This is a genomic window from Paraburkholderia sp. RL17-381-BIF-C, assembly GCF_046026435.1.
Classification (GTDB): domain Bacteria; phylum Pseudomonadota; class Gammaproteobacteria; order Burkholderiales; family Burkholderiaceae; genus Paraburkholderia.
Genome location: NZ_JARESX010000016.1, coordinates 38,559 through 63,137, shown reverse-complemented (window position 1 = coordinate 63,137; position 24,579 = coordinate 38,559). Strand labels below are relative to the sequence as shown.

At 61.2% G+C, this 24,579-nt stretch carries 23 protein-coding genes and 1 pseudogene; 13 read left to right on the top strand and 11 right to left on the bottom strand.

Annotation, left to right across the window (positions count from 1 at the left end):
* The first annotated feature begins 396 nt into the window (after positions 1–396).
* Together P0D70_RS12840 and P0D70_RS12835 are read left to right on the top strand one after the other, a co-directional pair.
* Positions 397–1,296 (top strand): LysR family transcriptional regulator, encoded by a 900-nt coding sequence (locus P0D70_RS12840; protein WP_408184753.1) that lies wholly within the window; start codon positions 397–399, stop codon positions 1,294–1,296.
* 1,103 nt (positions 1,297–2,399) lie between these two features.
* Positions 2,400–2,729, top strand: coding sequence for a helix-turn-helix domain-containing protein (locus P0D70_RS12835; RefSeq protein WP_408184752.1), 330 nt, complete (start codon positions 2,400–2,402; stop codon positions 2,727–2,729).
* Positions 2,730–3,526: 797 nt separating this feature from the next.
* Here P0D70_RS12835 and P0D70_RS12830 read toward each other — a convergent pair.
* The 4 genes from P0D70_RS12830 to P0D70_RS12815 form a co-directional block, all read right to left on the bottom strand.
* Positions 3,527–4,420: an NAD(P)-dependent oxidoreductase gene (locus P0D70_RS12830; protein ID WP_408184751.1), complete on the bottom strand. Its 894-nt coding sequence runs from the start codon at positions 4,418–4,420 to the stop codon at positions 3,527–3,529.
* Positions 4,417–4,728, bottom strand: coding sequence for a putative quinol monooxygenase (locus P0D70_RS12825; protein WP_408184750.1), 312 nt, complete (start codon positions 4,726–4,728; stop codon positions 4,417–4,419). The genes P0D70_RS12830 and P0D70_RS12825 overlap by 4 nt, the downstream gene beginning before the upstream one ends.
* 36 nt (positions 4,729–4,764) lie before the next feature.
* Positions 4,765–6,123, bottom strand: coding sequence for an NAD(P)H-dependent oxidoreductase (locus tag P0D70_RS12820; protein ID WP_112008907.1), 1,359 nt, complete (start codon positions 6,121–6,123; stop codon positions 4,765–4,767).
* Between the two features lie 180 nt (positions 6,124–6,303).
* On the bottom strand, positions 6,304–7,212 hold the full coding sequence (locus P0D70_RS12815) for a LysR substrate-binding domain-containing protein (protein ID WP_408184749.1): 909 nt from the start codon (positions 7,210–7,212) through the stop codon (positions 6,304–6,306).
* A 193-nt stretch (positions 7,213–7,405) separates the two neighbouring features.
* On the opposite strand from P0D70_RS12815, the gene P0D70_RS12810 reads away from it, so the two are divergent.
* On the top strand, positions 7,406–8,434 hold the full coding sequence (locus P0D70_RS12810; RefSeq protein ID WP_408184748.1) for a TRAP transporter substrate-binding protein: 1,029 nt from the start codon (positions 7,406–7,408) through the stop codon (positions 8,432–8,434).
* Positions 8,431–10,320 carry a TRAP transporter large permease gene (locus tag P0D70_RS12805; RefSeq protein ID WP_408184747.1) on the top strand — a complete coding sequence of 630 codons (1,890 nt, stop codon included), beginning with the start codon at positions 8,431–8,433 and terminating at the stop codon, positions 10,318–10,320. Before P0D70_RS12810 ends, P0D70_RS12805 begins: the two co-directional genes overlap by 4 nt.
* A 583-nt stretch (positions 10,321–10,903) precedes the next feature.
* On the opposite strand, the gene P0D70_RS12800 is transcribed toward P0D70_RS12805, so the two are convergent.
* The gene (locus P0D70_RS12800) at positions 10,904–11,836 is read right to left on the bottom strand and encodes a LysR family transcriptional regulator (RefSeq protein WP_408184746.1); all 933 of its coding nucleotides are present in this window, start codon (positions 11,834–11,836) and stop codon (positions 10,904–10,906) included.
* A 45-nt stretch (positions 11,837–11,881) separates the two neighbouring features.
* On the opposite strand from P0D70_RS12800, the gene P0D70_RS12795 reads away from it, so the two are divergent.
* The 4 genes from P0D70_RS12795 (at position 11,882) to P0D70_RS12780 (ending at position 15,528) form a co-directional block, all read left to right on the top strand.
* Positions 11,882–12,217, top strand: coding sequence for a hypothetical protein (locus P0D70_RS12795; RefSeq protein ID WP_408184745.1), 336 nt, complete (start codon positions 11,882–11,884; stop codon positions 12,215–12,217).
* Complete coding sequence (locus P0D70_RS12790; protein ID WP_091801197.1) at positions 12,184–13,497, top strand: serine hydrolase domain-containing protein; 1,314 nt, start codon at positions 12,184–12,186, stop codon at positions 13,495–13,497. The genes P0D70_RS12795 and P0D70_RS12790 overlap by 34 nt, the downstream gene beginning before the upstream one ends.
* Positions 13,498–13,560: 63 nt before the next feature.
* On the top strand, positions 13,561–14,427 hold the full coding sequence (locus P0D70_RS12785) for an NmrA family NAD(P)-binding protein (RefSeq protein WP_408184744.1): 867 nt from the start codon (positions 13,561–13,563) through the stop codon (positions 14,425–14,427).
* An 81-nt stretch (positions 14,428–14,508) separates the two neighbouring features.
* Positions 14,509–15,528 carry an aldo/keto reductase gene (locus P0D70_RS12780; RefSeq protein ID WP_408184743.1) on the top strand — a complete coding sequence of 340 codons (1,020 nt, stop codon included), beginning with the start codon at positions 14,509–14,511 and terminating at the stop codon, positions 15,526–15,528.
* Between the two features lie 377 nt (positions 15,529–15,905).
* On the opposite strand, the gene P0D70_RS12775 is transcribed toward P0D70_RS12780, so the two are convergent.
* Positions 15,906–16,799 carry a LysR substrate-binding domain-containing protein gene (locus P0D70_RS12775; protein ID WP_408184742.1) on the bottom strand — a complete coding sequence of 298 codons (894 nt, stop codon included), beginning with the start codon at positions 16,797–16,799 and terminating at the stop codon, positions 15,906–15,908.
* Positions 16,800–16,965: 166 nt separating this feature from the next.
* On the opposite strand from P0D70_RS12775, the gene P0D70_RS12770 reads away from it, so the two are divergent.
* From P0D70_RS12770 to P0D70_RS12760, 3 genes are read left to right on the top strand one after another with little or no spacing between them, the layout of a single operon-like run.
* Entirely contained in the window at positions 16,966–17,511 is a 546-nt protein-coding gene (locus tag P0D70_RS12770) for a sugar ABC transporter (RefSeq protein WP_408184741.1), read from the top strand.
* A 7-nt stretch (positions 17,512–17,518) separates the two neighbouring features.
* Positions 17,519–17,845 (top strand): hypothetical protein, encoded by a 327-nt coding sequence (locus tag P0D70_RS12765; RefSeq protein WP_408184740.1) that lies wholly within the window; start codon positions 17,519–17,521, stop codon positions 17,843–17,845.
* Between the two features lie 21 nt (positions 17,846–17,866).
* Positions 17,867–18,712 (top strand): MBL fold metallo-hydrolase, encoded by an 846-nt coding sequence (locus P0D70_RS12760; protein WP_408184739.1) that lies wholly within the window; start codon positions 17,867–17,869, stop codon positions 18,710–18,712.
* A gap of 564 nt (positions 18,713–19,276) precedes the next feature.
* Here the strand turns inward: P0D70_RS12760 and P0D70_RS12755 are convergent.
* The 4 genes and pseudogenes from P0D70_RS12755 to P0D70_RS12740 form a co-directional block, all read right to left on the bottom strand.
* Positions 19,277–19,513: pseudogene (locus tag P0D70_RS12755) on the bottom strand (cupin domain-containing protein); the annotation flags it as partial.
* A 223-nt stretch (positions 19,514–19,736) separates the two neighbouring features.
* Positions 19,737–21,053, bottom strand: coding sequence for an aspartate aminotransferase family protein (locus P0D70_RS12750; RefSeq protein ID WP_459252445.1), 1,317 nt, complete (start codon positions 21,051–21,053; stop codon positions 19,737–19,739).
* A 126-nt stretch (positions 21,054–21,179) separates the two neighbouring features.
* Positions 21,180–22,394 (bottom strand): phosphotransferase, encoded by a 1,215-nt coding sequence (locus P0D70_RS12745; RefSeq protein ID WP_408184737.1) that lies wholly within the window; start codon positions 22,392–22,394, stop codon positions 21,180–21,182.
* A 24-nt stretch (positions 22,395–22,418) separates the two neighbouring features.
* Entirely contained in the window at positions 22,419–23,087 is a 669-nt protein-coding gene (locus P0D70_RS12740) for a haloacid dehalogenase type II (protein WP_091804062.1), read from the bottom strand.
* Positions 23,088–23,424: 337 nt separating this feature from the next.
* Here P0D70_RS12740 and P0D70_RS12735 point away from each other — a divergent pair, with 337 nt between their 5' ends.
* On the top strand, positions 23,425–23,916 hold the full coding sequence (locus P0D70_RS12735; protein WP_408184736.1) for an Lrp/AsnC family transcriptional regulator: 492 nt from the start codon (positions 23,425–23,427) through the stop codon (positions 23,914–23,916).
* Here P0D70_RS12735 and P0D70_RS12730 read toward each other — a convergent pair.
* Positions 23,903–24,241: a hypothetical protein gene (locus P0D70_RS12730; RefSeq protein ID WP_408184735.1), complete on the bottom strand. Its 339-nt coding sequence runs from the start codon at positions 24,239–24,241 to the stop codon at positions 23,903–23,905. The two genes, P0D70_RS12735 and P0D70_RS12730, sit on opposite strands and share 14 nt — an antisense overlap.
* 21 nt (positions 24,242–24,262) lie before the next feature.
* Between P0D70_RS12730 and P0D70_RS12725 the strand changes: the two genes are divergently transcribed.
* Positions 24,263–24,547 (top strand): hypothetical protein, encoded by a 285-nt coding sequence (locus P0D70_RS12725; protein ID WP_408184734.1) that lies wholly within the window; start codon positions 24,263–24,265, stop codon positions 24,545–24,547.
* The last annotated feature ends 32 nt before the right edge of the window (positions 24,548–24,579 follow it).

The window sequence follows — 24,579 nt, the reverse complement described above, 5'->3', positions numbered from 1 at the left end:
TATTCGCCTTGGGCCGCTATGGACCCGCATTTCCATTAATGCCATGTCGCGAACTTAGCGCTGTAAGCCCCAACGATCTGCGGCATGGTGCCCCCAGTCCAAAGCCACGCGCAGCGGACTCTAGGCTGTCCGCCATGTTCAGGATGGCGGCGGTTGTGGCCGGGTCGCCAAAAGCGCAACCCTCGAACCGGGCGGAGAGACCCGTACGACGTCCTCGGACGCTCACGGCTATGCTGACTGTTTTTGTCCACGGCGGACATTTACGTTCGCCCCCGTTCTTTGCCGCGGCCAGGTTGCATAGCCCTTTTCCAAGTCCAATGCTAGGCTTACGCCACTGATAGATAAAGTGGGTTCCACTTCATTATTTAAGTGAGTTTTTGTCATTAAAGGCAGAGGATGGATAAATTAAGTGGCGTTGAAGTGTTTGTACAGACTGCGTTGGCTGAGAGCTTCGTTGGCGCGGGGCGCACCTTAGGTCTGACCCCGTCCGCTGTCAGCAAAAGTATTTCGCGGCTAGAGGAGCGGGTCGGCGTTCGCCTCTTTCAACGCAGCACGCGCTCCGTCAAGCTCACCTCGGAGGGCCAGGTATTTCTGGAGCGATGCCAACGCATCATGGTAGAAATCGACAGCGCGGAAAACGAACTTTCAGCCATGTCGGACGAGCCGCGCGGGCGCTTGAAAATAGGTCTCCCGCTGGCCGGTGGCTTGCCATTACCGGTGATCTCGGCGTTTATGCAGGCTTACCCCGACATTGAACTAGACCTGGACATTACCGACCGCGTCTCCGACGTCATTGATGAGGGCCTGGATGTCGTCATCCGTGGCGGCGAACTGAATGACTCGCGCTTGATGTCAAAGCGGCTAGGGGCGTTCAGACTGCATTTGGTGGCGGCTCCAGCGTACCTGGCCGACCGAGGCGAACCAACAAAGGCCGCCGAACTAACGAATCACGCTTGTTTGCACTACCGGTACCCCTCTACTGGCAGGCTTGAGCCTTGGCCCCTTCGTCGCTCGCGAACGGCCGCAGGAGAATTGGCATTGCCAATGACAATGGTGGTTAGCAGCCTTGAAGCACTGCTCTACCTTGCGCAAGCCGGTCGTGGAATAACATGTCTTCCCGATTTTGCGATCAAAGAGGCCCTCGCTGCTGGTCGGTTGAAGACGGTGCTCGACAGGCACATGACCCGGTCGACCGTATTCTGGATTCTGTGGCCAAGCAGTAAGCAGATGACACCGAAGGTCCGAGCTTTCGTCGACTTCGCTGTAGAGCGCTTCAAGGTTGGCCTTGTGGACTGATGAGCGTGTGGTTGCTTTCAGGTACACGTGGAAGCAGCATCCGATAGCTGTTCAGGCCGACAAGCAATAGCTTGCGGGCACTAGGACACTCAAAACTGTGTCTTGTCAGCGATTGCCGGAGCGTCATCAAAGTCGATCTCAAGAGACCGATCCTTGCTTACGAGCTTCGTAAGCCGTCAAGCCATCGTACCGCGCGCCAATGCCTGCTACTTCGGTATCGGATTAAAACTTTTGTCCACCGCATAGTGGATTGGCATGATCGTCTCCCGTTCAGATGACTGTCAGGAGCCGGTGGGACAGCAGGACAGCGACGGATTCGCGCTCACTGCGCAACCCAGCGGGTCGCAGGGGCTGCCAAGTGCTAATTCGAACTCGCGGCTCACGTGAAAGAACGCAATCCCACCCGAAGTGCTACCCAGCACCCCTTGTCGCGGATGGTCACATCCAAACGCCTGAACCGTTCGTCGCGGGACCGTGAGTCAGTGGCTATGTCATGCCGGTTACGATTGTCATCAAATCGCTCAACCTGAGCCTGCGCACGGCGATCAAGACCGGCAGTTCATTCCCCTCCGACGATCTGTTTTTTGATACTGGATATCAATAGATATGTAATCCTATACATATGTACTGTCTGATTTTTTATTGACGCGCTGCATAGATAGATCGATCAAGGTGACTACCCAATGCTTTTGAGGAATGGGGTCATGAGAAAGAATCACTTCGCATGGAATTTTTTAATTTTTACCATGGACTCAATCTAAGCCATCGGTCCGTGCACTTCCAGTGACGGCGCCGATGCGAGGACTACATATCTATCGGAGGACGAATTTGGAACACTTGATGGTAAGAAATGGCCGTGTTCTTGACCTCGTCAAGGGACAGCTGTCAGAACCGCTCAACATCCGCGTCGAAGGCACAGAACGCTCTCTTGCGCGCGAATATCAATCTGGTCCGCGCCGTTACCGCTTCTCAATGCAGTCCGCCTCGCCACCGAAACGGGTGCTCGCAGTGACGGGGAACTCGCTGCCTATCGCAGGGATCTGACTGCGAGGATGGTGGCCGCCACATGCGTCGAGGCGGGACTTACCCCGAAACATGTGCCCTTGACGGCCGTCGACGCACGCCGGGAACTCGTGAAAGACATCCAGACGTTTCTCGATTCGACACTCGATCAATCCATCAGCCTCGATCGCATCGCTTATGAATTCGGCCTGCCGCGACGCACGTTGACGCGAATGTTTCGCGACGTGACCGGCGAATCCATCGTCGACTATCAATCGCAGCAACGTGTGCGTCACGCTTCGCTTCTGTTGCAAACACCCGGCGTGACGGTCGTTATGGCCGCGGCAGCCGTCGGGCTCGATTCGCCGTCGTATCTCGCCCGGCTGTTCCGGAAGTACGGACATGGTCTGCCGCGATGCTTCAAGGTGTGACCTCGAACACGCGCTGGATTGTCAGCAAGTGACCGATAATCTTGCAGTGTCGTGCCGGCAGGCAAGCGCCGCAGGTTGATGCCCTGGCGCAGCACGTTGTGCGGGGCGCGCATCGACCGTCGTCGAAGCAACGCGCGATTGCAACGCCAATGTCGCAAGTGAGGTATGGACCGATCCCCTAGGGCCGGCTCAGCACTATCTGTTCCGAATGAAATTCTGAAAGAGCGCGCTTCGAGCTGACACGGAGAGCGATGTCTCTTACATACAGCTATGCGGTCATTCAACTGCACGATGGAAAGGACCGGCATCCGTTCGGCGAGGACGCCACAAAGCGGCCGTTGGCGTCGAGCGAACCTGCGAATGGCTGCTCACCGTGCCGGTTGCTGAACGAGTACAGTCGGCCTAAACCGACGTTCGTCCGACGCGCCGCTCGGACGCTCAGAAGTCGCTTCCGCCCCGTAAGCGGCCGCGCGATTGACGGGGTTACTTCATGGCCGTGGCGATCATCCAACGAGCCGTAAAGCGAGTCGGGTTGTGGATGGCTGGCTTCGTGACGGACGTCGCTACCGATTTTTTTCAAATCCGCGATGAGAAATCGCGCGCATGGCAAGTTACGCCAAATTCGGCTTCGCCGCTTCGTTCTACAGACGCGATATAAACCGCGTGTGGTACGTGGCGCAAGCGTGCGCATACGGCATGTATGTATCAATACCGGCCGTAATCTCTTACGGCCTCCCGGAAGAGAGCGTGGAACGACGCGTGGTGCGTGTTGAATCAAAAATCCGTTCGGTCCAGTGTCATGACACCGGCAAGCCGTTGCGCCTGCGCAGTTCCCGAATCAGTGCGCTGTGGTCCAGCTCCCCGTCGCCATGTTCGACCATGTCGGTGAAGAGGCCATCGACGAGCCCCAGTACCGGCAACTCCAGCCCCACGCTTTGCGCGAAACCGAGCGCCGTCTTCGTATCCTTGATTTGATACTTGGCTGGGCCGCCCGGCGCGAAATCCCGCGTGATCATGCGCGCCGCGTGCTGGCGCAGGATGGTCGAGTCGGCGAATCCGCCGAGCAGCGCCGCGCGAACCTGCGCAGGATCGGCGCCGCCGCGCTCCGCAAGCAGCATCGCTTCGGCGACCGTCGCGATCGTGCTCGCGACCATCATCTGGTTGACGAGCTTCGCGAGCTGCCCTGTACCGGCCGGTCCGATGCGCGTCGGACGGCCCATCGTCTGCAGCACGGCGCGCACGCCTTCGAAGACCGGCGCTTCACCGCCTGCCATGATCGCGAGCGTGCCATCCTGCGCGCCTTTCTCGCCGCCGGAGACGGGCGCATCGAGATAGCCGATGTCGCGCGCAGTCGCGGCTTGCGCATGGCGCTGCGCGGTATCGACGGGAATCGAGCTCATCACGATCAGCACGCTGCCCGCGCGCATCCTCGCGATGATGCCGTCGTCACCGAGCAGGATATCGTCGCATGCGGGGCCGGAGCTGAGCATGCAGATCACGACATCCGCATCGCGCGCGGCTTCGCTCGAGTGCCCGACTACCTCGATGCCCGCCCCGGCGAGCGGCGCCGCCTTCTCGCGAGTACGGTTCCACGCCGCGACCCGGTAGCCGGCGCCAGCGATGCGCCGGGCCATCGGCAAGCCCATGATGCCCGTGCCGATGAAGCCTACTGCGAGGCTCGCGCGCATCATGCAGGCTCGCGGCGGCCGAAGCGCACGGGGCGCTCCGCCACGATCAGCGCTGGAAAGCCGGCACGAAATCGATCGAGGTGCGGCGTCTGCAAGTGCGTGTCGAACGCGGCGCGGTCGTCGTAGACTTCGTAGAACATGACGCGCGCCGGCGTCTCGTCGAGCTGGACGATATCGAACTGCCGGCAGCCGGGCTCGTCGGCGAGCGAGTGCCGGGCGTCGTCGCGCGCAAGCGCGAGGAAGTCGCGAACGCAATCGGCCTTCACTTCGAACTCCGCGACGACCACGAACGCTTCGGTTCCGCTATCCATGCTGGACTCTCCATTCGATGCCATGATGTGCGCGCCTCACGCTGCCTTCGCCGGCTTGCCGAGCGCACTTTGTTCCATCTCGCGACGCAGCGCGACGACATCGAGATCGCGTTCCAGTTCGACGTCCTCGAAGCGCACGATGGTGTCCTTGGCGACCGGACGCTTGAGCCTAACGTTGTGCGCGAGCCCGATCGGCAGGCCGCCGATGGCCAGGCTCTTCGACGCCGGGATTGCATTGGCCCAGACCGCGTAGCCGCCTTCGCCGTCGAGCATCTCGCCTGGCTTGAGGTCGCGCTTGGCGGTCGCCACGGCGTCGCCCCGGAATTCCTTCGACGACCCCGTCGCTTCGCCGCGAAGTACCGCCGACAGTACGCTCACGCTGGTTTCGAGGCCGATCATGTGGAACGGGCGCCACATCGAGCCGTACCAGCCGGTCGGATCGACGAGCAGGCCGTATTGCTTGAAGCAAGCGCGCGCGTATTCGTTCGGCGCCTTGAACGTGACGAACACGCCGTAGCGAATGTTATTGAACACTTCGCGGCCGTCCGGCTCCTGGCTGGCGGCGATGTCAACGAGACCGCTGCGCGACAAGCGTCCGCCATCTTCCGCTGGCCGGAATACGCGCGCCAGATCGTGCAGGCCGGCGGGAGGAAACGCGAGGCCGTTGTCCGGGCAATCGAGGCCCGTGCCGTTCGCGACCGCCGCCATCTCGATCGCGGCCTTGGTGCCGTCGGTGAAGGAGTTGTACATCTTCGGGTTGAAGTCGCCCTTGGCCACTTCCTCATCGGTCCATCCGAAGAAGCTCCACACGGTGTCCGGCGTCGAATAGCGATAGCGCGGTTCGAAGTTCATGCCCTTGCCGGCGGAGGTCAGCTCGAATCCGCACGAGCGCACCCAGTCGACGAGTTCGCAGATGATCGCGGGCTGGTCGCCGTACGCCATGCTGTAGACGAGGCCGCGTTCGCGAGCGCGCGCGGCGAGCAGCGGGCCGCACATCGCGTCGGCCTCGACGTTGACCATGACTACGTGCTTGTTACCTTCGATCGCGGCCAATGCGTGACGCACACCGGCAATCGGATGGCCCGTCGCTTCGATGATGCATTCGATTTCATCGCACGCGGCGAGCGCGGCGGCATCGTCGAGGACGCACGTAGCGCCGGTCTTGACGGCATCGGAGAGGGTACGTGCGCCGTATTGCTCCGCCGGCCAGCCAACTCGCGCAAGCGATGCGCGCGCCTTGCCGACGTCGAGATCGGCGACGCCCACGACATGCAGCCCTTCGATATGACGGGCCTGCGACAGCACCATCGAGCCGAACTTGCCGGCGCCGATCAGGCCGACGCGAACGGGGCGTCCGGATGCGTTGCGTGCCTGGAGCAGACTGGAGAGATTCATGTGCAATCCTTTGTGGTCGAGACTATGGATCGTGGCCGCGAACGCGGCGCGCGGTGATTGGCCGGAGTGGCGTGATCGAAGGCATGACAGCGGTGCGCCTTACTTGCGAGCAAGTGTAGTCAGGGGCTTCTGACAGAACAATTAACATTTCCGAGGCGATTTGTTAGCCAGGCTTCAACATCAGCGGGCGGCGGGAAGCTGGGACGCCGATTGCCAGGCGGCACGTTCGGCGCGCAGCCAATCGAGGAACAGGATCACTTTCTTCTTGTGCAGATGCTCGAACGGGCAGACGATCCACTGCGTCGTCAGGCGGATCGCCGGAGGCTTGCGCACCGGGCAGATCAACGTGCCGTCGCGCAGTTCGCGCCACATCATGAGCGTGCTTTCGAGCGCGATGCCGATGCCGTCCACGGCGGCATCGATCGCCATATGGCTGCGATCGAACAGCACGCGCTGCCCCGGATCGAGCGGCGCCGCGCGCGCCACCGAGAACCAGTGTGGCCATTGGACCTGCGACTTGATCGAGTAGATGAGCCGATGCCGCTGAAGATCGGCGGCATCGAGACTCGACGGCGCGCAGTACGCCGGCGAGCATACCGGCAGGAACGACTCCTCGGTCAGCGCCTCGACGTAGACGCCCGGCCATTGTCCGGTGCCGTGACGGATCTCGATATCGACTGCTTCCTGCGCGAAGTCGGTCATTTCATTGGTGCCGTTCAGGCGCACCTCCAGATCGGGATGGCCGTCGAGGAACGAGCGCAGACGCGGCAAGAGAAACTTGGTGGAGAGCGTCGGAGTCGCGCGTACGGTCAGGAGCGTGACGGAGCGCAACCCGCGTATACGCTGAGTCGCATCCGCGATGCGATCGATCTCCTCTGAAATCATCGCGAAGTAGCGTTCGCCTGCTTCGGTCAATGCCACACCCCGTCCGACCTTCGTCATCAACGCCGTGCCCAGGTGAGTCTCCAGCGACTGGATTTGCTGGCTGACGGCCGATGGCGTGACGTTCAATTCCGCGGCTGCGCGAGAGATGCTCCCCGAACTCGCCGCAGCATGAAAAACACTGATGGCCCGCAATGGCAGATACATAATCACCCTTTAGTTTGGCTACACCTTTGCGCAAAATAATTGAATTGTCCTTCACCAACAAGCCTCTTATATTTTGCACACGCAGGGCCGGCAGCGCCTCGACAAGAGTCGAACAAGCGCCGCAACGTGCCGCGACGCCATACCGACAAGGTGGCGCGCGTGCACGTAAGTCCATATAACAGGAGACAGCATCATGAGCACGTCGAACTCGCCGCGCCGCATCTCGCGACGCGCGGTGTTGAAGGCTGCGGCCGCCCTTCCGCTGGTAACGATATGGACCCGGCCTGCACGCGCCGCGGAGTTCAGCTACAAGCTCGCTACCGGGCAATCCCTTAATCAGCCGATCAATGCGCGACTCAAGGAAGCCATCGACCGCATTCGCGAGGCGAGCAGCGGCAGGCTCGAGATCCGTTTCTTCCCCGCATCGCAACTCGGCTCGGACACGGACCTGCTTTCGCAGACGCGCTCGGGCGCCGTCGAATTCCTCAACATCTCGGGCTCGGTGATGTCGACCGTGATCCCGCTCGCGGCCATCACCAATCTCGGCTTCGCGTTCTCGGACTACGATCAGGTCTGGCGCGGCGTCGATGGCGATCTCGGCAAGATCATCCGCGCGCAGATCGACAAGAGCGGATACGTCTCTGTGTCGAAGGCGGCGGACAACGGCTTCCGGCAAATCACCTCCGCCACGAAACCGATCAAGGCGCCCGACGACCTGCGCGGCTACCGCATCCGCGTGCCGGTCTCGCCGATCTTCACGTCGCTCTTTCAGACGCTAGGGGCGAACCCTACGTCGATCAACTTCAACGAGCTCTACACCGCGTTGCAGACGCATCTCGTGGACGGTCAGGAAAACGGCCTCGTCACGATCGAAGCGGGCAAGCTGTATGAAGTGCAGAAGTACGTCGCCGAGACCAATCACATCTGGGACCCGTTCTGGCTGCTTGGCAACCCGCGCGCATTCAACGCGCTGCCCGACGATCTCAAGGCGATCGTGAGACGCGAATTCGACCGGGCGAGTGTCGAGCAGCGCGCGGACGTCGCGCGGCTGAATACATCGCTGAAGTCGCAACTCTCCGGCAAGGGACTGACGTTCGTTCCCGCCGACAGGGACGCGTTCCGCGCAGCGCTCTCGAAGTCCGGCTTCTATACTCAATGGCGCGACAAGTTCGGCGCCAGCGCGTGGAGCGCCCTCGAAGCGGTGACGGGAAAAATATCATGAGCGCCGCGCACAATCTGGAGGTGCCGGGACCGTCGTTCGTGCGCGACGCGCACGGCGAGAGCGTCATCGAACGCTGGTTGCGTCGCGGGATCGAGGTGCTCGCGGCGGCGGCGGTCGTCGGCGAGGTGGTGCTGCTGTTCGTCGGCATCGTGGCGCGTGCTGTGTTTCATCATCCGCTGATCTGGTCCGACGAACTCGCGTCCATCCTGTTCCTCTGGCTTGCCATGCTGGGCAGTGCGCTCGCGGTGCAGCGTTCGTGTCACATGCGGCTGACGTTCTTCGTATCACACATGACACCGCGCGCACAGGCGTGGGCGGAGACGCTGGCGGTCGCTGCGGCGGCTGCTTTCTTCGCGCTCGTGATGCATCCCGCATTCGACTATGTGCAGGATCAGGCTTTCGTCGAAACGCCGGCACTCGGCTGGTCGGGATCGGTGAGAGCACTGGCGATTCCGTTCGGCTGTGCGGCTGCACTGGTGAGTTGCGGGCTGCGTCTGGCGCGGCACGACCGGCGACATATCGTCGGTGCGGTTGCGCTGATTGCGCTGATCGCGGTCGCCTGCTATCTCGTCAGGGCGCCGTTGACGCATATGGGGCAGGGCGCGTTGCTGGTGTTCTTCGTCGGCGTGCTTGGCACGGCGGTGATGGCGGGCGTGCCGATCGCCTTCGCGTTCTCGCTCGCGACGAGCGCCTATCTGCTGACGACGACGTCGACGCCGCTCAGCGTCGTCGTCGGACGCATGGACGAAGGCATGAGCACGCTGATCCTGCTCGCCGTGCCGATGTTCGTACTGCTCGGGCAACTCGTGCATGTGACGGGCGTGGCGCGCGTGATGGTCGCGTTTCTCGCGTCGCTGCTCGGTCACGTGCGGGGCGGCATGTCGTATGTGCTGCTCGGCGCGATGCTGTTGATCTCGGGCATCTCTGGATCGAAGACGGCCGATATGGCGGCTGTCGCGCCTGTGCTCTTCCCCGAGATGCGCAAGCGCGGGATGAAGGATGGCGAACTGGTGTCGCTGCTTGCCGCGTCCGGCGCGATGAGCGAGACGATTCCGCCGTCGCTGGTGCTGATCGCGATCGCGTCGGTGACCGGCATATCGATCGCGGCGCTGTTTACCGCGGGCATCTTGCCGGCGATCGTGCTCGCGTTGGTGCTCGGGGTCGTCGCGTGGTGGCGTGCGGGACGCGAGGAAGAAACGGATGAGAGCCGCGCGGGAGCGGTGAGGGCACCATGGTCGCAGGTACGTCGCACGTTCGTGATCGCCTTGCCGGCGCTGTTGCTGCCGTTCCTGATTCGCAGCGCGGTGGTCGAAGGCATCGCGACCGCAACGGAGGTATCGACTATCGGTATCGCCTATTCGCTCGTCATCGGTCTCCTGATCTATCGCGGCGGCCTCAAGTGGAAAGCCATCATGCCGATGCTGCTGCAGACGGCGGCTCTCTCCGGCGCGATCCTGTTCATCGTCGGGGCGGCGAGTGCGATGGGCTGGGCGCTGACACAGTCGGGTTTCTCGCACGACCTCGCCAGCATGATGGCGAGAGTCCCAGGCGGTGCCGCTGGCTTCATGCTGGTGTCGATCGTCGCGTTCATCGTGCTTGGCAGCGTGCTCGAGGGCATTCCGGCCATCGTTCTGTTCGGGCCGCTGCTGTTTCCGGTTGCGCATCAGCTCGGCATCCACGAAGTGCACTATGCGATGGTCGTCGTGCTCGCGATGGGACTCGGGGTCTTCGCGCCGCCATTCGGCCTGTGTTATTACGCGGCATGCATCATCGGCGAGGTATCGCCTGAAGCGGGGCTCAGGCGGATATGGATCTATCTCGGCATGCTGCTTCTCGGGCTAATGGCGATAGCCTTCGTTCCTTGGATCTCAATCGGCTTTCTTTGAACTTACAGAGTAGATGTGGTATTTAGGGCTGACCACACTTGCCGGTTCCGGCGGTGTGGTTTCGCCCTCGTGCGAGTAGCGATCTGTGTCGTCTCAAGCAAATGTTGGAGGCATATAGCGCGGTAAGTTAGGCCGCTTCAACGTCGCTCAGATAACCCACATCCCATCTTTCGGAGTGAACGCCATGGTTCGGATGCGCAGCGATCCATGCACACGAGCCTGCGCGCATCGGACAAGGCCGTCTACTAACGAAATTCATCGCTGCCCGAAGCGCCACACCGTCCGGCACCTTGAGCGCCCTTCGGCAGTTAGTCCACTTGTACAAGAGGGCGAATGCCTATCGGCAAGCTTTGTTGGCGAATGACTGCTGTCCATTCGAAACGCGACATCACGCGAGTGACGCCGCGAGCGGCAGCAAGGGGGGGCGTGCTGCCGATCGCAACCGTTCTGGATTCGGAAGTCCATGCGGCTTGCATGAGGCACGAATCGGCCAGCACTGGACGTTCGTAACCTGATCATGGCAGACCGCAACCCATACGTAACCGGCCATTCGATATGGCCTCGCCAGTCCGCCGCGACAGCATTAGCGCGTCCCGGCGCGCTCGTGACTGCCTGTCAGTTCCACCACGAAGTCAAGAAAAGCGCGGGTCTTTGCCGGCACGTGGTGCCGGGACGCGTAGTAGACGTATAACGGATACCGTTCGTCTACCCATTCGGGAAAGAGATTGATCAATCGGCCATCAGCAATCAGAGGCTCGGCACCGAGCCGCAACATCTGCGCAATTCCTGAACCGGCGAGACATGCGTTGAGCAGGGCACCCGGATCATTGACCGTGAGTCGTCCCTGAGTGTCGACCACAATGCGCCTTCGCTTGCGATGAAATTCCCACTGGAACGGCTTGCCTGTCTCCGGGTTGCGAAATTCAAGGCATCTGTGGCTTCGACCTTGCAGGTCCTCGGGCTTTGCCGGCCGTCCCCAGCGAGCAACGTACGAGGGCGCAGCGACCGTCACGATGCGGGTGTCGAGCAGTTTTCTCGCGATCAGGGTAGACGCTTTGGGTTCGCCGAATCGCACGGCGAGGTCGAAGCCGTCCATGACGAGGTCGCCAAGACTGTCTCGCGCGATGAACTCGATTTCGAGTTCGGGGTGTGCGTCCATGAACGCATCGAGTTGTTGCCCGAGGATGGTCCGGTAGACGACAGGATCCAGATTGATTCTCAGCTTTCCACGCACAGCGGACGCGCCGCCTGCCGCAGCGGCCGCTGCTTCCTCAAGTCCGGCGAGATGGGGCATGACCTGCTCGTAAAAGCGGCGTCCCTCTTCAGTCAGGGAGACGGAGCGCGTTGTTCGGCTGAAGAGCCGGATGTTCAACCTTTTTTCCAGCCGCGCAATTGCCCGACTGACGCCGGGCGGCGTCATTCCTATCACCTCCGACGCGGCCACAAACGTTCCCGCATCCACTACGGCGGCGAACACGCTAATGCTGCCGGAAAGCTTCTCGCTACTGGATCTCATGGTTGCTCGGGTTAAGACGTGTTGAAAGCGCGACCGACCACCTGAATGCGAACGCTGCGCCGCGCAGCAGTGCTGGACCTGTCCATGGATCATGCCAAATCGGTGACGCATTGTCACTTATCTGATGACATCCATATCATTTTGTTTCGTTTGGTGCTTGTCCAGAATACGTCTCACCGAGACATCCGGTCTCGCCAATCGAAAGGAAATCGCCATGCACAGCCCATTTTCATCGTTGCTCTGGCGACCGCTGGACGCATCAACTGGAACCGATCGCGGCGCGCGTTGCTCGCCCCCCACCGAAGCACTGTGATGCCGCGATTCATTCATTCGGAAAGGAACGGAAAATGGCAGTTCAAACGGATCGTCGTCGCCTCCTGAAGGGAGCGTCGAGCCTGCTGGCTCTTGCGACACTTGGTGGCGTTGCAAGCCGCGACGCGCGGGCAGTACCGCAGCGTGCGAGTGGCGACGCCGCGCTGGCCGATCACCCGGCCCACAGTTCGATCGATCAATGCCTGCAACGGGCGGTGGACGACGGCACGGTGGTTGGTGTTGTCGCCATGGGCGCAACGGACCGCGGACTGGTTTACGAGGGAGCGTGTGGCCGGGCGAATGCTCGCACCGGCGAGGCTATTAGTCCTGACACAGTCTTCTGGCTCCTGTCGATGACAAAAGCGATTACCGCAACCGCGTGCATGCAGCTCATCGAACAGGGCAGACTGCGGCTGGATCAACCTGCGGGCGAGATCCTGCCGCAGTTGAAGTCGCCTCAAATCCTCGATGGATTCGACGTCTCGGGGCAGTCGAAGCTGCGTCCTGCGCGCAATGCGATTACGGTGCGTCATCTGCTCACGCATACCTCCGGCTTTACCTACAGCATCTGGAGCGACAAGCTCAGTCGGTACGAGACGGTAACGGGCATGCCGGACATCGGCTATTCGATGAACGGTGCATTCGCGGCGCCGCTCGAGTTCGAGCCGGGCGAGCGCTGGGAGTACGGCATCAGCATGGACTGGGTCGGCAAACTGGTCGAGGCCGTGACCGATCAGTCGCTGGAAGTCTACTTCCGCGAGCACATCTTCGATCCACTGGGCATGCGCAACACGGGCTTTCTCATCGGTAGCAAGCAGAAGCAGCGCGTCGCGACCATGCACAGGCGTCAGGCGGACGGCTCACTTGCGCCCGAGCCGTTCGAGATCAACCAGCGCCCCGAATTTTTCATGGGCGGAGGCGGACTCTTCAGCACACCGCGCGATTACATGGCGTTTCTGCAGATGCTGTTGAACGGCGGCACGTATGGCGGCGAACGCGTGCTGCGCGCCGACACCGTCGCGACGATGTTCCGCAATCACATTGGCGATCTGCAGGTCGCGGAAATGAGGACCGCGCAGCCGTCGTGGTCGAACAGCTTCGATCAGTTTCCGGGGACCGCGCACAAGTGGGGGCTGTCGTTCGACATCAATACAGAGCAAGGACCCCACGGACGAAGCGCTGGCAGCGTGAGCTGGGCCGGGTTGTTGAACACCTACTTTTGGGTCGATCCGGTGAATCGGGTCGCCGGATCGCTCTTTACGCAGATGCTGCCCTTCTACGATGCGCGCGTCGTGAACCTATACGGACAGTTCGAGCAGGCGTTTTACGACGGTTTGGGTCGCGCCTGAGCGATTGACCGTCGGCACATCCACGCTGCGTCACCCGATATATCCACACATGGAGAACGAGCAATGTATGCAATCACAGGAATCACCGGCAAGGTGGGCGGCGCACTGGCCCGCGAACTGCTGGCTACTGGTCAGCCGGTGCGCGCAGTCGTACGCGATGCGACGCGGGCAGAGGCGTGGGCAGAGCGAGGTTGCGAGATCGCGACGGCTTTCATGGAAGACCCTTCGTCGCTCGCCGCCGCGTTCGAAGGCGCGACAGGCGCTTTCATCCTGCCGCCTTCGGAGTTCGATCCGGAGCCCGGGTTTCCTGAAGCGCGCACAGTGATTGAGGCTGTGTCCGCCGCACTCCTGAGCGCGCGGCCGGACAAGGTCGTTTGCCTCTCGACGATCGGCGCACAGGCCGACGAGGTCAACCTGCTCACTCAACGCACGCTGATGGAGCAGGCGCTGCGCGAGATGCCGATGCCTGTGACCTTCCTGCGGCCTGCCTGGTTCATGGAGAACGCCGCATGGGATGTTGCGTCTGCAAGCGACGATGGCGTCGTTGCCAGTTACCTGCAGCCGCTCGACAAGCCGGTGCCGATGGTCGCCACCGCGGACGTAGGCCGCGTTGCTGCTGAACTGCTTCAGCAGACGTGGCGCGGTGTGCGCATCGTCGAGCTTGAGGGCCCACGCCGGGTGAGTCCTAACGATCTCGCAGTCGCTTTCGCCGGCGTGCTGCGTCGTCAGGTGCGTGCGGAAGTTGTCGAAAGGCAGACGTGGGAAGCGCTGTTCCGCAAGCAGGGCATGAAGCATCCTCTACCTCGCATGCGCATGCTGGACGGCTTCAACGAAGACTGGATCGATTTCGAAAGCAGCTCTGACGAAATCTTGCGCGGCCACGTCGAACTGGAGACCGTTCTGCGCGAGCTTGTGTTGCGTCGAATCTGACCAGAGCCGAGGGCGCGACGCGTGGACTCCAGGTTTTACTCTACCGATGCATCAGATTTTCGTTCAAACAAGGAATACACGATGGAATACAGCACACTTGGCAGAACCGGGCTACGCGTCTCACGGCTGAGCCTGGGCGCAATGACGTTCGGTGCTGGCTCGGGCATCTGGGGCAATATTGCCGGCTTGAATAGCAATCAGGCCGCCCGGCTCGTCGCGATGGCCGTGGAACGTGGAGTCAACCTGATCGACACGGCGGACGCCTATTCGCAAGGTCGCTCAGAAGAGGTCGTGGGCCATGTGCTGAAAGCGCAGGGGCTGGACGAAGATCGAATGCTCGTCGCGACCAAGGTTCGGCTACGTACCAGCACCGGCCAGAACGAAGTGGGATTGGGCCGCTCACACATCATGCGCTCGGTCGAGACAAGCCTGAAGAGACTCGGTCGCGATCACATCGACCTGTTCCAGTTGCATGACCGTGACGCGCTTCTTCCGCTCGACGAGACGCTTCGTGTGCTGGACGACCTCGTCACGCAGGGCAAAATCCGCCATATTGGCGTGTGCAATTTCAGTGCAGCCGATCTCGAGCGGGCCGTCGGGATAACGTCCCGTACCGATCGGGCTCATGTCGTGAGCAATCAGGTGCACTATTCGCTGACGAGCCGCGATATCGAACTCGAGATCATGCCGGTTGCAGCCACAAACAGAATGGGCCTTCTGGTCTGGAGTCCGCTCGCAGGTGGCTACTTGAGCGGCAAGTACTCGCAGAATTGCGAAGCTGCCGGGCGGCGTGCGAAGCTCGACTTTCCGCCGGTTGATACAGTCAGGGCGGAGCCGATCCTCGCAGTATTGCGTGAAGTCGCCGACGAACTGGCGGCCACGCCGGCTCAAGTCTCATTGGGTTGGTTGCTTGCGCGCGAGCAGATCACTTCTGTCATTATCGGAGCCCGCTCGTGCGAGCAACTCGCAGCTAACCTCGATGCACAGAATCTCGCACTAACCTCCGAACAGTGCGCGCGGCTCGATAAAGTATCTGAACCGTCAGTTCCCTTCCCCTACTGGATGCAACGCTTCCATGACCGGGATCGCGTCTGCGGATGAGGGGCGAGCGTCGGGAATCCTGCCTGCGCGAGGCGGTTGAATGGGGAATGCCTGTGGCCATGTGCGGCAGCTCATCCTCGAATAACCGCCGTTCGAATTCTGCGGCTGGCCGACCGGAATGGCTCGGGAGTGCGCGTTGGCGACCGGCCGTTTACGGGAAGCGAAACACCAATGACGGGTTTGCGACGATGAGTTCGAAGCGCGGATGGACTCAGCCCGACCCGTTACGGCCCGTCGACCCCGCGTCACAACTATGGCGGCTGTCAAAGCTCCAACGGCCGTTCGTCGACTGGCGACAGTTCATTCGAAGCGAAGCGACCGCCTAGGGATGGCAACCCTGCCGGATCGCTATTTTGTGATGCGTGACGGGCGCGGCTTTAAGGCGCTGTGCCCCGGGCTTCGTCAAGAATCCATTTCGCAAATGCCTGTAGTGGCCGTGCACTCAACTCGAGCGGTTCAGGAAGAACAAGGCAGAAGTTTTTGGTAATCGCTTCGCGGTCCGGCCAGGGCGCAACCAGGCGCCCTTGTTCGAGCTCTGCCCCGATGTAAAGACGCGGCACCAACGCGACGCCCAGACCAGCTACCGCTGCCTCTATCAGCATGGAATGGAGATCGTAACGTGCCCCGACCGCCGAATTGGTCAGCGCGATGCCGGCCTCGTGTGCATAAAGCTGCCAAGCGTCCGGATTTTGCCGCCTGTGAAGGCGCGGCAATTCGTCTAGCGCCGGCTTCGCGCCTGCGTCCGCGAGGAGCGCCGGACTACAGACCGGTACAAGCACCTCTTCCAGCAGTCGATGCAGATGCATACCCGTCCATGCCGGATGCTCGAAATGGATCGCTGCGTCGAAACCGCTTCCGGAAAGAATGAACGGTTCCATTCGTTCGGCGATATGCACGGTGATGGTCGGGTGCATATTTTGAAACCGTTTCAGGCGGGGGATAAGCCAACGCGTGGCGAAGGTCGGAATCGCGGCGATATCAATGCTCGCGCCTTCGATCGGCTGCCCCATCAGATATAGGCTGTCCCGCTCCAGCCGATCCAGAATCCCGCGAACCTGCACCGCGTATCGCGTGCCGTTCGGAGCAAGCCGTACCCGATTTCCAACGCGCTCGAACAGCGCAACACCCAAAAATGCCTCCAGGCGACCGATCTGACGACTAACGGCGCCCTCGGTCAGCGCCAGTTCTTCGGCCGCGCGGGCGAAGCTGCCGTGTCGAGCGGCGGCCTCAAAAGCCTGGAGCGCGGAATTGCTTGGGATCTTACGTCGCATTGGGGTCTCGCCGATTGATATGCGTTGGACGCCAGCTTGAGTAAATGTCACTGAAGGCTGACTTTATATCGTTATATACGCCGAAAATATCAGATTAGCATTACGTTATCGCAATGAACATGGATCGTTTGCAGCAATCTGCTTACGCGCCACGAGGGATAATCTGATGATCTACACCGTGGAATGCAGCTTCGCCGATCCAAGCAGCGAAGCCGAATGGAACGACTTCTACAGCCTTGAGAAACTGCCCGCCCTCATCTCGGTGACCGGCTTTCACACGTCACAGCGCTTCAAGGCGTTAAGCGATGGTTGCCCGGTCTACCTTGCCGTCCACACGATCGACGGTCTCGATGTATTAACGGGAGAGGAATATCGCCAGAAAGGCGGCGGCAATTTCGCAAGGTGGCAGCAACACATTACCGACTGGCACCGAAATCTCTACAGCGATATCGGCCTTGCGCCGGCGGTCAATGGCGACGAACTCCTCATGCTTTGTGCAAACGGCCCTGAACCTCTGATCCAGATGGGCCTCACACCGTTGGCCATGCGAGCAGTTGCGTTGGAGAAATTTCCGGAACACCGTTGGCTCGCAAAACTGCCTCGGCGAAACACTCAGCTTGTCGGGAGCATGCCCGAAGGTGTCCACCTCTATTCGCCGATGACGGGACAACTAACACGCTCCTGCACCGTTTCGACCGGACAGGAAAAATAGGTCCGCGATGCCCAATGTCACTTTCTATATTTCTACGGGGCAAATGCCGTCTGATGAGAGGCTTGCCGAGCTTTCCCGCGACTGCGTCGAACTCTGTACGAGTGTCCTTGAAGCAGCGCTCGAAAACGTTCATGTCATCCATGTCGACGTTCGCCATGGGCACGGACATCCCGTCTTCGCGGAAGTCCAATATCGCCTTGAGACGTTTCGCACGCCTTCGGTAATGAACCAGTTCATGGAAGCCCTGGACGACGCCATTGCGCGCTGCACGGGTCTCACGGCGCGCATCCGTTGTTTTGGTTATGCCGCGTCGAACATTCACGCCCGCAATTAGGAAGTCTTCTGGAGAAGAGTTGTGTCCACCATCACGTTTCCAAGTCAGCGAGCCGGGGATTTCACGATCACCGCAATCAGCGACGGCTACCTCACCGCTAGCCTGGAGTTCCTCTCGAATATCGCCCCGTCCGAAGCCTCCAGAATACAAAGTGATGCAGGCCAGAAGGAGCCTGCCGCCGTGCATATCAACTGCTACGTTGTACGCGGAGCGGGTCGCACAATTCTCATCGACGGTGGGGCTGGAGGCATCAAGCAATGGGGAGGTCGCCTGAGAACCAATTTATCGCTTGCTGGCGTCGAACTATCCGAGATCGACACAATCCTGCTCACGCACGCTCATCCCGACCATGTCGGAGGGCTAGTGGACGCGGCCGGACAAATTACCTTTCCGAATGCGGAGCTTGTTGCTCATCATCGAGAGGTCGAATTTTGGCGGGATGACGGGAATCTAAGCCGCGCCAGCGAGCGTGCCCGCGGTAACTTCCTGATAGCGCGTCAAGTGTTCGACGGCTACCGCAACAAGCTCCGTACTTTCGATGAAGGGGAAGTGCTCCCCGGTATCAGAGCGATGCCACTACCGGGACACACAGATGGACACTCCGGATATCTGCTCGAATCCCGCGATCAGAGCCTGCTTGTCTGGGGAGATACTGTTCATTTTCCTCACATCCAGATTGAACGGCCAGACGTATCGATTGCATTCGATCAAGACCCTTCCCTGGCAGTCACCACACGATCACGGCTTCTGGACCTGGTCAGTTCGGAGGGACTGTTGATCGCCGGTATGCATTTGGGGGAACTCGGCTTCGCGCGAATAAAGCGAACAGGCCAGAGCTACGGTCTGCTTTACGAGACCGAAGCATGATACGGCGAGGAGGATCAGTCATGTCTGAAGCCACTCCAGCACTCCGCACTGAGCTACCGACGAACACTGTGATGCCGTGTCAACGGCGTTGGCCTCTTGATCCTTTTTGAGCGGCATACCCACCGCACTAGCGAACGGGCCAGTGACGAAGCGTTCGTCTTTGATAGTCGAATGGCCGGTTACGGAGGGCAGAGCCGACGCCTGAATGTCCGATCAACGGTATACGTGACCAGCCGCTTGTGGCCAATTGTGTGAAGTCGCCAACGTCCGCTTATGAGCACTCCGGTTCTCAAACTGCTTTCAGCCGACTGACCGGTTCGGAGAAGGTCAACTGACCGAAATGGGTCGCGAGTGTGAGTTCGCTGATCGAGAAAGCTGGCACTCGGCGGCGACGCCAAACCACCGGCCGCAGTCCGCCACATTGCTGACGTAGCGGTCGTCCGGTCCCAGCGGCAGCAAAGGCCGAATTCGGGACGCTCGCCTCGACGTTGTTGACTGGGACTGTTCAAAGCCGTCTTGAAACTGCTGGCTCGATCACGCTTCTGCGATGGCGGAAATTTTATGGCCGGCCGCTTCCAGTGTGAGCGAGCCTTCCATGACGACGATCGTTTCGATGTGGGGAAAACTCGCCACGTCGAGCTCGCCGATGAAGCTGACGCGGCCGGCGGCCATCGCGTCCGGTCCTTCCCACGCGATCTCGCGATTACGTGCGAACGGGTCGTTCTGGCCGAAAGCTCCCCTGCGGAAAGCGGTCGAAGCAGGCGCACCGTCGGCGCGGTGCAATACGAATACTGCGGTCACTTTTGCTCCCATGGATGGCTTGGATGATGATTCGCCTAGCTAATTATGCGGCGCGAACCGTCTCCAGATGGTTAAACGTCCAACACGTGGGCGTTAAATTCCGCTTACTGGCCGAAAGCCTGTCGGAGCCCACCCGACCGCGGAGACTTCCGCGTGGGCCTAATTGCGCTCGTCGGGCCGCTTGCCGACGATCGGACACGTTCACACGGCCAGTCAGCGACGATCACAGTGCGGCAAGCACCGTGTCCAACTCCGTCAACAGGCGGTCGGCATCGTTAGCGCCAAAGACCAGCGGCGGGCGGATCTTCAGCACACTCGCGTCCGGCCCGGTCGCGGAAATCAGCACGCGCCGCTGGCGCAAGCCGTTGACGATCTTGAGCGCCGTCGCGATGTCGGTGTCCTTCTTCGCGCGATCGTGCACGATCTCGACGCCGAAATACAGGCCCGTGCCGCGCACGTCGCCGATGCATTCATATTTCCTTGCCAGTGTGTTCAAGCCCTCGAGCAGGATCGCGCCGACCCGCTGCGCGTTGTCGAGCACGTGCTCGTCGCGCAGCACGGCGAGCGTGGCCTGCGCGGCCGCGATCGCGACCGAATTGCCGCCGAAGGTGTTGAAGTAGCGCATGTCCTGCCCGAAGCCTGCGACGACTTCGGGGCGCACGACCAGGCCCGCAACCGGATAGCCGTTGCCCATCGGTTTGCCGAGCGTGACAATGTCGGGCACGACTCCATGGCGCTCATGCCCCCACATATGCGTACCGCTGCGCCCGAAGCCGGACTGCACCTCGTCCGCGATGAACAGCCCGCCGGCGCGGCGCACCACCTCGGCTACCGGTGCGAGTACATCGGTCGGGTGGGCGAACACGCCATCCGACGAGAAGAACGAATCGGCGATGAACGCCGCCAGACCGCCGCCGTGACGTCGGATGTCCTCGATCTGCATCTCGACCTGTCCGGCCATGCGCTGGCCGATCTCCGAAGGCGTCATCCTGTACGAGTCGGGAGCCGGCACCGTGCGCACGTAGGGACCCAGCAAGGCCCTCCGACCCAGCGACGGTGAAAAGCTCGAGGTCAGGTGTGAGTTGCCGTGATAGGCCTCGCTGGTCACGATCACGCCGGTCTTGCCGGTGTACTGCATCGCGATGCGCGTGGCCAGGTCGTTGGCCTCGGAGCCGGTGCAGGTGAACATCATCTGGCCTGCGCGGATCGACGTGTTGAACGTCGAGAGCAGGTCCTCGGCGTAGTCGAGGATCGGCTCCTGCATATAGCGGGTATGCGTGCAGAGCGTCGAGAGCTGGCGGGTGACGGCATCGACGATGCGCGGATTGGCATGCCCGACGCAGACAACGTTGTTGTAGGCATCGAGATAGTCGTTGCCCTGGTCGTCGTACAGATAGACCTTCTCGCCGCGCACGATTTTGACGGGCTCGGCGTAGAACAATCGATACGACGGACTGAGCAGCCTTAAGCGACGCGCAATGTGCCGTTGCGCGGCGGCGTCGAGGTGGTCGAGCGACGCCGGATCGAAGCCGTTCGGCATGTCGCCGCGCAGTGCATCGTGGGTTTTGCTGGTACCGAGGGCCTCGGTATGAGCGGCCGGCTGCGACGTGGAGGTGGTATTCATAGGGCGGTCAGGATCGGTGAGGTGAGCGGGGCGATGGAAGAACTAGAGCAAGGCGTTGGAAACCGTCTCGGGGTCGCGCTGCGCTAACCAGCGCAGATGCTCCCATCCGGGCCGGGTGAAACGCAGGATGTACGCTTCGTTCTCCGGAAACAGCATCGCTCGCCATGACGTGAGTAAGGCCCGCGCCGCGACGCGCGCCATGGCGAGGTGCGGAATCAGGCGCAATTCGTCGGCGCTCAGTTGCGCATGGGCGAGATAGCCGCGCAGGAGTTCGCGGGCCTGATCGAAGAGGTCGTGCGGGCCGTCGGCATCGAAGTCCATCGGGAACTGGTTCATGACCGCCGTGGCCAGGTCGATCGCTACCGCGGTATGCACAGTGTCGCCGAAGTCGATGATTCCGCTGACGAAGCTCCGGCCGCCCGGGGTCGCGACGATGTTCGAGCGGTTGAAGTCGTTGTGTACGACTTGCGCGGGACAGTGGCGCAGTGCCGGCTCGATCTCGGCGAAGCGCGCGAACGCCTCCCCGATGAGGGAACGATGCGAGGGATCGGCGATATGGGTCTGCAAGCCGGCGAGACTTGCCAGATGCTTCACGTCCCAGGCGAGCACGCGGTGCTGGTGCGGATGGCGAAAACTGGCCATGGCCCGTTGCAGCCGCGCCAGCACCGTACCGATCTCGTAATGACCGACCGCGATGCCGTGCAGTGCGTCCAGCGGCAGACCTTCGAGATAGCTATAGAGCCTCGCCGTACGAGGCGGCTGCGGGGGTGACCCCACGGGTACGACGAATCGTCCGCCGATACCCGGCAGCACGCGTGGCACCGGCAAGTCGGGCGCGACGGCGGCAACGTGGCGCATCGCAGCGACCTGCAAATCGAGCTCTTCGGCCGTCTCGCCGGGATTCGAGACTTTCAGTACGTACCGCGCGCCGTCGCTTGCGTCGATGCGGAACGTGTCGTCCTTCTCGGTGGCAAATCGTGTCGCCGCGCCATCGATGCCATAGACACGGCGCATGATCGCGAGCGCGTCGAATGCATTCAAGCGTGGGAAGCTAACCGACAGGCCGCTCGCCAACAGGGTATCTAGCGCAACGGAGGACGTTGTGCATAAGCTTGCAGAAGTGCTGGGCGTGAACATGGGCAATGCGACGCGAGAAGGGTGGACTGCAGTAGAGCTGGACGTTTCCGACGCGCTGTCGACCTGCGGACAGACGTCACATCGGTCGCGCGATGCGAATCCCTGGCCGCCGTCGAACACGGCGGTCAAGGAGACGCAAGTCGCTTACAGGCCAAGCTGCTCGGCTAATTCGACGATACTCTTGACGGCCGTATAACCGTATTCCGGCGCTTCGGGTTCGTGGCCGCGCAGCACGTGCGCCTTGTGCACGATGCCGAGATCGTGCGCTGTCATCAGGTCGTAGCGCGGGCTCGACGAGACGTGCAGGATTTCGTGAGGCTGCACGTCAAGCTTCTTGAACATGTATTCGAAGCCTTGCATACGCGGCTTGTAGGCCTGGGCATCTTCGGCCGTGATGACGGCGTGAAACGGAGCCCCGAGCTTTTCGATGTTGCTCGCGATCTGCGAGTTGTCCGCGTTGGTGAGGCCCACCAGCTTGTATTTCTTCGCGAGGCGCGAGAGACCTTCGGGGACGTCCGGATGCGGTCCCCACGTCGGCACTGCCAGGTAGAATTTTTCGGCCTCGCTTTCGGCGAACGTTACGCCCGTTCGTTCGCAGGTGCGGCGCACGGCGTTCAGGACGACCTGGCGGTAGGGTTTCCAGGCGCCGAGCACTTCGTCGCGGCGATAGGCGGCGAACAGCTTGACGAAGTTCTCCAGCGCGTCCCCGTGAAGGCGGTTCCCGTAGATTTCGCGCGCCATTTCGGCCATGCGAAAGTTGACAAGGGTGCCGTAGCAGTCGAACGTGATAAATTTTGGCTCGAAGTCGATCATGTCTTCAGTCTCGATGCGTGACGAATCCCAAGGGACTCTTGAATGAAGGGCTTGCCGCACACCAGTTCGGGCAAGCACCGATGGAAATGTCAGTAGATGAAATTTAAACGGGAACGACTTCGCTGTTACACCGAATTGATGACGGGAAAAGACAGGTTTTTACTCGTTGTCGAGGGGATTCACGGCAGTTCCTGCGGCGAGAGTGACGCGATGCAAAATCGGGAAAAATAGCAGGATCGTCTTATCGTCGGGCGTGCGTGTCGGGCTACTATTGAGCTCGTGAACCACTCCGAGGCGCCCGTATGGAGGCGCCTGATTGCAAGGAGGCAAGGCGGGGATGAAAACGGATTGCACACTCGACCGGCTGGACTTGCGCATTCTCGCCGAGCTGCAAATGCGTGGCCGCACGACCAACGTGGAACTGTCCGACGCCGTTGGACTGTCGCCCAGCCCGTGCCTCACGCGCGTCAGGCGGCTCGAGACGGCCGGCTTCATCGCGGGTTACGGGGCGGTGTTGAAGATCGAGAAGCTCGGCGACATCCAGATCGTGTTCGCCAAGATCACGCTCGCGGACCACCGCCGCGAAGACTTCGTGCGCTTTATCGACGCCATTCGCGACATCGACGAGATCATGGAGTGCCATCACGCGACGGGCGGCTACGACTATCTGATCAAGTTCGTGACACGCGACATCGCGCACTACCACAGCGTGATCGAGGGGCTGCTCGAGCGCGACGTCGGCATCCAGACGTACTTCAGCTACGTGATCGTCGAATCGCCCATCGTCAAGCGGCGCTATCGTCTCGAGGCGCTCTTTACCGCGAAGTGAGGCTGTCGTCGCCCGTCATCAGGTCGCGCCCTCGATTTTTTGAAGATCGTATCGATCTGGGCGGACAGGCGGCGATCGACGAAGGCTTGCGTAACAGCGCGCTGCCGACGGTGAAGCCCAAAGTGTCTGCATGAATCGTCGCCTTCACGCGCGTTTCGCCGTCGATGCTGCCTGCGGCAATGACAGGTACGTCGACGGCCTCGACGACGTGCCTCGTCAGTTCGGCCGGATCGCCCTCGCCTGCGAAGCGATACACAAGCAGGTCCAGCCCGTGCACACCGGAAATCGATGCGATGCGGCGCGCGTCCTCGACGATTTTGTCCATCTTTCCTTGAAGCACGGTCGGATGCGCGACAGTGCGACCCGCGAACGGGAAATACCGCACCTGCGAGCCGCGCAGAAGCAACAGCGCGTCTTCGACGTGACGGCCTCCGAGCAGATAGTCGACGCCGATCTTGAGCGCGGCCCGGATCGATTCCAGTTCGGCCTCGCGGCTCGTCGCCACGACTTGGAGCATGACCTTGCGGCCGTCGGCGCGAATGCGCTGAGCAAGCTGCTTCAGCGCCGCGATCGGCAGGCCAATGTCCTTGAAGCAGACGTAGCGAACGGGCTGTCGCGCAGACTGTCGTAGGTGGCTAGCATGTCGGCGACGGTCGCGTCGTT

What these genes read in the sequence shown, in the direction of transcription:
- P0D70_RS12840 (WP_408184753.1), top strand. Translation starts at nt 397, where the DNA reads ATGGATAAATTAAGTGGCGTTGAAGTGTTTGTACAGACTGCGTTGGCT.
- P0D70_RS12830 (WP_408184751.1), bottom strand. Translation starts at nt 4,420, where the DNA reads ATGATGCGCGCGAGCCTCGCAGTAGGCTTCATCGGCACGGGCATCATG.
- P0D70_RS12825 (WP_408184750.1), bottom strand. Translation starts at nt 4,728, where the DNA reads ATGGATAGCGGAACCGAAGCGTTCGTGGTCGTCGCGGAGTTCGAAGTG.
- P0D70_RS12820 (WP_112008907.1), bottom strand. Translation starts at nt 6,123, where the DNA reads ATGAATCTCTCCAGTCTGCTCCAGGCACGCAACGCATCCGGACGCCCC.
- P0D70_RS12815 (WP_408184749.1), bottom strand. Translation starts at nt 7,212, where the DNA reads ATGTATCTGCCATTGCGGGCCATCAGTGTTTTTCATGCTGCGGCGAGT.
- P0D70_RS12810 (WP_408184748.1), top strand. Translation starts at nt 7,406, where the DNA reads ATGAGCACGTCGAACTCGCCGCGCCGCATCTCGCGACGCGCGGTGTTG.
- P0D70_RS12805 (WP_408184747.1), top strand. Translation starts at nt 8,431, where the DNA reads ATGAGCGCCGCGCACAATCTGGAGGTGCCGGGACCGTCGTTCGTGCGC.
- P0D70_RS12800 (WP_408184746.1), bottom strand. Translation starts at nt 11,836, where the DNA reads ATGAGATCCAGTAGCGAGAAGCTTTCCGGCAGCATTAGCGTGTTCGCC.
- P0D70_RS12795 (WP_408184745.1), top strand. Translation starts at nt 11,882, where the DNA reads ATGCGAACGCTGCGCCGCGCAGCAGTGCTGGACCTGTCCATGGATCAT.
- P0D70_RS12790 (WP_091801197.1), top strand. Translation starts at nt 12,184, where the DNA reads ATGGCAGTTCAAACGGATCGTCGTCGCCTCCTGAAGGGAGCGTCGAGC.
- P0D70_RS12785 (WP_408184744.1), top strand. Translation starts at nt 13,561, where the DNA reads ATGTATGCAATCACAGGAATCACCGGCAAGGTGGGCGGCGCACTGGCC.
- P0D70_RS12780 (WP_408184743.1), top strand. Translation starts at nt 14,509, where the DNA reads ATGGAATACAGCACACTTGGCAGAACCGGGCTACGCGTCTCACGGCTG.
- P0D70_RS12775 (WP_408184742.1), bottom strand. Translation starts at nt 16,799, where the DNA reads ATGCGACGTAAGATCCCAAGCAATTCCGCGCTCCAGGCTTTTGAGGCC.
- P0D70_RS12770 (WP_408184741.1), top strand. Translation starts at nt 16,966, where the DNA reads ATGATCTACACCGTGGAATGCAGCTTCGCCGATCCAAGCAGCGAAGCC.
- P0D70_RS12765 (WP_408184740.1), top strand. Translation starts at nt 17,519, where the DNA reads ATGCCCAATGTCACTTTCTATATTTCTACGGGGCAAATGCCGTCTGAT.
- P0D70_RS12750 (WP_459252445.1), bottom strand. Translation starts at nt 21,053, where the DNA reads ATGCCGAACGGCTTCGATCCGGCGTCGCTCGACCACCTCGACGCCGCC.
- P0D70_RS12740 (WP_091804062.1), bottom strand. Translation starts at nt 23,087, where the DNA reads ATGATCGACTTCGAGCCAAAATTTATCACGTTCGACTGCTACGGCACC.
- P0D70_RS12735 (WP_408184736.1), top strand. Translation starts at nt 23,425, where the DNA reads ATGAAAACGGATTGCACACTCGACCGGCTGGACTTGCGCATTCTCGCC.
- P0D70_RS12730 (WP_408184735.1), bottom strand. Translation starts at nt 24,241, where the DNA reads ATGGACAAAATCGTCGAGGACGCGCGCCGCATCGCATCGATTTCCGGT.
- P0D70_RS12725 (WP_408184734.1), top strand. Translation starts at nt 24,263, where the DNA reads ATGCGCGACAGTGCGACCCGCGAACGGGAAATACCGCACCTGCGAGCC.